The sequence below is a fragment of the Candidatus Neomicrothrix sp. genome, assembly GCF_035329545.1.
In the GTDB taxonomy this organism is placed as follows: Bacteria; Actinomycetota; Acidimicrobiia; order Acidimicrobiales; family Microtrichaceae; genus Microthrix; species Microthrix subdominans.
The window spans coordinates 1-4,819 of the sequence record NZ_DAOLGP010000071.1; the positions used below are offsets into that span (position 1 = coordinate 1).

General features: G+C 70.3%; 4 protein-coding genes. 1 reads left to right on the plus strand and 3 read right to left on the minus strand.

Annotated features, from left to right (window positions below; translation table 11 throughout):
- Nucleotides 1–112 precede the first annotated feature (112 nt).
- The 3 genes from PKD89_RS19555 to PKD89_RS19565 all read right to left on the minus strand — a co-directional run bounded on the left by PKD89_RS19555 (nucleotide 113) and on the right by PKD89_RS19565 (nucleotide 3,365).
- Nucleotides 113–1,009, minus strand: coding sequence for a DUF1365 domain-containing protein (locus tag PKD89_RS19555; protein ID WP_289010165.1), 897 nt, complete (start codon nucleotides 1,007–1,009; stop codon nucleotides 113–115).
- Nucleotides 1,006–2,337, minus strand: a complete 1,332-nt coding sequence (locus PKD89_RS19560) for an NAD(P)/FAD-dependent oxidoreductase (protein WP_289010166.1) — start codon at nucleotides 2,335–2,337, stop codon at nucleotides 1,006–1,008. The genes PKD89_RS19555 and PKD89_RS19560 overlap by 4 nt, the downstream gene beginning before the upstream one ends.
- A 104-nt stretch (nucleotides 2,338–2,441) precedes the next feature.
- Nucleotides 2,442–3,365 carry a YgfZ/GcvT domain-containing protein gene (locus tag PKD89_RS19565; protein ID WP_289010167.1) on the minus strand — a complete coding sequence of 308 codons (924 nt, stop codon included), beginning with the start codon at nucleotides 3,363–3,365 and terminating at the stop codon, nucleotides 2,442–2,444.
- 81 nt (nucleotides 3,366–3,446) lie between these two features.
- Here PKD89_RS19565 and PKD89_RS19570 point away from each other — a divergent pair.
- Nucleotides 3,447–4,819: protein adenylyltransferase SelO (locus PKD89_RS19570; RefSeq protein ID WP_289010168.1), on the plus strand; the 1,373-nt coding region annotated here is incomplete at its 3' end.

Here is a 4,819-nt window from a genome sequence, read left to right on the forward strand (position 1 = left end):
CCGCGGTGGGTGCTGCGGGTGCCATCAGGGGCGGTCAGGTGCAGGGTGCCGGTGCTGACACGCCCGGCAATCATTCGGGCAAGGCCGGCGGCGAGCCGGTTCGAGGTGGCGCTCATCGGGAGCTTCCTTTCGGGATTCGGTCGATCGTGCTGTTGGGTGAACGGACATTGCAGTAGCGGCGGGCGCCGACCGGGCAGCCGCTGCCGGCGGTCGTGGAACGCTGCGGCGCTTCGGGAACGCTGCGGTAGGCAACGCCCTTGCGCCAGATGCGCAGCGCCTCGACGTGGATGCCGACGATGGCCTTGTGGGCCACCGCCGGGGTGTGGGCGATGGCGGCGAGGGTGCCCAGCGTGGTGAAGGGCCGGCGCACCCCGGCAAAGGACGCTGTCAGCAACGGGCCGTCATCGTCGCCGTAGACGATGCGGACCGACACCGGGGAACCCTCGTCGGCTGTGGGCGGAACGATCCGAAAGTCGTAGCGGCCGTCGCGGTCAAAGAACGGGGAGACGTGCATGGTCTTGTCGGCGCGCTGGCGCCAAGGAGTGTGCTGGGGGTCGTCGATCGGCGCCACGTAGGCGTGTCGGTCGCCGAAGGTGTTGCGCACCTCGTGGATCAACGCGCTGGGGGTCCCGTCGGCAAAATGCAGGAACCAGACGGTGATCGGGTCGAAACCGAACCCGAAGGTGCGCGGCATGCACAGCAGGCGAATCGGCCCTTCCGCTGCGGCGGCGTCGATGCCGGCGTCGGCGAGCCGCTCGACCGCCCAGGGGCGCAGCGGCGACCCGTCGGCGGCGCCATGATCGGCGGTATGAAAGCCGATCGGCGAATGGCGGTCGACCCCAAAGCCGCGCACCTCGGCGTCGAGTCGATCGAGTTCGTCCAGGTCGAACAGGCCCATCATCATCGAAGAGTCGAAGCGGTGAGTCACCGGGCGATGGCGCACGTGGCGGACCCGACCGACGTACCACCCGGAGGCCAGGCCGCCGAGTTCGACCGAGCCCGAGTTCATACCAGTTCCTTCGCCCGGGCCGTCTCGGTGACGATCGAGGCCGGCCGGTCGACGCGTCGGATGAGCTCCCAGGGCACGTCGCCGCCGAGCGCCTGTCCGACGGCAAGGCCGGATTCGGCCCCATCCTCGTGAAAGCCGTAGCCGCACCAGGCGCCGCAATGCCACACCGAGCCGAGGCCCTGAATCGTCGGCAGCACCCGCTGGGCGGCGGCCGACTCCGCCGACATCACCGGATGGGTGTAGTCCCGCACCCGCAGGACACACTCGGGACGGGTCGGGGGGTTCAAGGTGACGAACAGGTCGGTGTCGCACTCAAGCGGCTGCAGACGGTTCATCCAATACGTCACCGTGACCTCCTCCGATGGCGTCCCCGAGACGTTCCAGGCCGACCAGTGGCTGCGTCGGCGCGGCATCCATGAGGGATCGGAGTGCAGGTATGCCCGATTGGGGCTGAAACGAAACCGGCCGAGAACGTCGCGCTCGGTGGGGGTTGCATCGTCGCCAAGCAAGGCCAGGGAGACGTCGGCGTGGGTGCCGAGCACCACCCGGTCGGCGCTCCAGGACTGTCCGTCCGCCGCGGAGACGACGACGGCGTCGCCCACCCGGGTGACGCTGCACACCGACACGCCGTGACGAACCTCGCCGGCGAGCGAGCCGACCAGCGCGTCGACGTAGCTGGCGCTGCCACCGGCCAGCGTCGACCACCGGGGGCGGTTCCGCAGGCGAAAGAGGCCGTGCTGGTGGAAAAAGGCGATCAGCGAGCGGGCGGGCATCGCTGCGACGTCGATGTCCGGCGAGGACCAGATGGCGGCCGCCATCGGGTACAGGTAGCGATCGCGAAACTCGGGCGAGAATCGGGCGGACAGCTCGGCCAGCGTGATGTGGTCGGTGCCGTCCGCAGACGCGGCGGCCGCCACCCGACCGAAGTGGACGATGTCCCGGGTCAGCCGAAGGTTGCTGCGTCGGTGCCAGCCGCCGTGGCCCAGCAGGCCACCCAGCGAACCGGAGTACTCGGCCTCGCCGCCCCTCGAACCGGCGGCCGGGCCTCCGGTGAAGGCGAAGGACATGTCGCTCGGGGCACGTTCGACGTCGAGATGCTCGAACAGGGCGACGAGGTTGGGGTAGGTCAGGTCGTTGTGGACGATGAAGCCGGTATCGACCGCCACCTCCGGGCCGTCGGGCCCATCCGGCCGCACGACGGCGGTGTCGCTGTGTCCACCGACGTGATCGCCGCCGTCGAGCACCAACAGATCGGGGTCGTCACGTAGTGCCCAGGCGGCGGAAAGCCCGCCGATACCGGCACCGACGATGATGGTTGAGTGTTTCATCGAGGGAAGTTCGGCGCCGACGACGCGTCTGGATCACCGCTCGATGGCTGACATCCGTCACTCGGTGCCCATCACTGAGCCCGACCGGTGGCTCGGCTCGGGTTCTAGCCCGGGTCGACAGCGTGAACGGGTTGCCCGTCGGCCAGGGTGAGTTCTGCCGGCGTGTCCACGGTGCGATGCAGGTATCCCAGACCTGTCCACCCCTCCCCGGCGGCGGGGACGGCCGTGGTGACGCTGGCCCGGTCGGTGCCGTCGACGCTGAGCGCAGCGTCCCGTTGCGGCACCTCGCCGTCGCCTGTGAGGAGGACCAGCCGGGTGGGGGTCACGTTGCCCCGGCTGTCGATGCGCGCCACCAACTCCTGGCCGGTATAGCAGCCCTTGGTGAAGTCGACCGAGGCCTCGACCACCCGGGCCGCAGCCGGGATGGTGTCGGGCCCGATCTCGGTGCCCATCGCCGGCACGCCGCTGGCCACCCGGGCCCGTTCCAGCGCCTGACGCCCCGCATCACCCTCGAGCCTGACGACGTCGTCGGGGAGGGTCGCCCCGTCGCCGATCAGATCGAAGCCCGGGTGCGTCGGCCACGGCGCCGGCGCCACCAGGATCGGGTCGGCTCCGCCGGGTGTGACGTCCTCGGCTGCAGGCACGGCCAAACCGTCCGGCCAGGCGCGCACGGCCAGCGTCGGCACATTGAACCGTGTCGACAGCTCGGCCTTCGTCCGCAGCCAGAAGCGACGCAACCGCTGCTCGACCACCGTGCCGAAACCCGCGTCGACCACCAAATGCACAGTGTCGTCGGCCGCCCGGTGCACGCGCATCCAGGCGCACATCTTGCCCTGGGGCTCCAGCAGCAACGACGGCGCCCACGCCCCCACCGCCAAGCCGGACACGTTCTGGCTGAGCTGCCCCTGGAGGTATCCGACCGCGTCGGGGCCGACTACCTCGATCACGTCCAGCGACGTGTCGGCCGCCCAGGCGCCGGGTCGGGCTTCATCATCGATCTGGTGGGTGTCCGGTGCAACCTGGCTCATGGGCGCAACCTATCGGCCCGGGGCACACTGGACCGCCCGACCCGACCGCCACCCCCTGTGCCGAGCGAGAAGGAACGCACCATGCCCACCCCCGTCTCCACGTCCGGCCATCAGCCCGGCGAGCAGCCACCCGAAGCGCAGTCGACCGAGGCGCAGCCAACCGAGGCACAGCCGACCGGGGCACAGCCGACCGGGGCACAGCCGACCGGGGTGTCGTCATCCAACGGGCTCGAATCCCCAGCGAACACACTCGACCCGGTGATCAACCTCGACGATGGCTTCGCACGCGCCTTTCCCGAGCTCGTCGTCGAGTGGGCGGCAACCGCGGTGCCCGATCCGCAGATCGTGGCGCTCAACGAGCCGCTCGGCGCCGAGCTGGGCCTGAAGGCGCACGCACTCTGCAGCGACGACGGCGTGGCCACGCTGGCCGGCAACCGGGTCCCCGTCGGGGCACGACCGGTTGCCATGAGCTACGCCGGTCACCAGTTCGGCAACTACTCGCCGCGCCTGGGCGACGGTCGGGCGTTGCTGCTCGGCGAACTGGTCGGCCCCGGCGACCGACGCCTCGACGTGCACCTGAAGGGGTCGGGCCGCACCCCGTTCGCTCGCGGGGGCGACGGCAAGGCGACCATCGGCCCCATGCTGCGCGAGTACCTGGTCGCCGAGGCCATGTCGGCGCTCGGGGTGCCGACCACCCGGGCCCTGGCGGTCGTTACCACCGGCGAGTCCGTGCGCCGCGACCTGGCCGAACCGGGGGCCGTGCTCACCCGTGTGGCCGCCAGCCACCTCCGGGTCGGCACCTTCGAGTACGCCGCCAGGCTGGGCGTCGATGGGCTGGTGCAGCGGCTGGCCGACTACGCCATCGCCCGCCACCACCCGGAAGCGGCCGCCTCCGAGACGCCCTACCTGGCGTTTCTCGATGCGGTGGTCGGAGCCCAGGCCCAGCTGGTGGCCCGATGGATGCTCACCGGGTTCATCCACGGGGTGATGAACACCGACAACATGACGATCTCCGGCGAGGGCATCGACTACGGGCCGTGCGCGTTCATGGACCGATACAACCCGGCGACCGTGTTCAGCTCGATCGATCACGCCGGTCGTTACGCCTACCGCAATCAGCCTCCGATCGCCACGTGGAACCTGGCCCGGCTCGCTGAGGCCCTGCTTCCGCTCATCGCCGATGAGGTCGGTCGCCCACTCGACGACCAGCCCGGCGACCAGACCGACGAGCCGACGGATCATCCCGCCATCGCCATCGCCACCGACTCGCTCAACCGCTTCGCCACGCGTTACGACCTTGAATGGCGCGCCGGCATGCAGGCCAAGCTCGGCCTCGTCGCAGCGCCCACCGATCCGGAGCTGTTCGCAGACCTGCTCGGCGTGATGGCCGACGACCGGCTCGACTACACCCGGACGTTCCGGCGGCTCGCCCGTTCGTTCGACGATCTCGACGA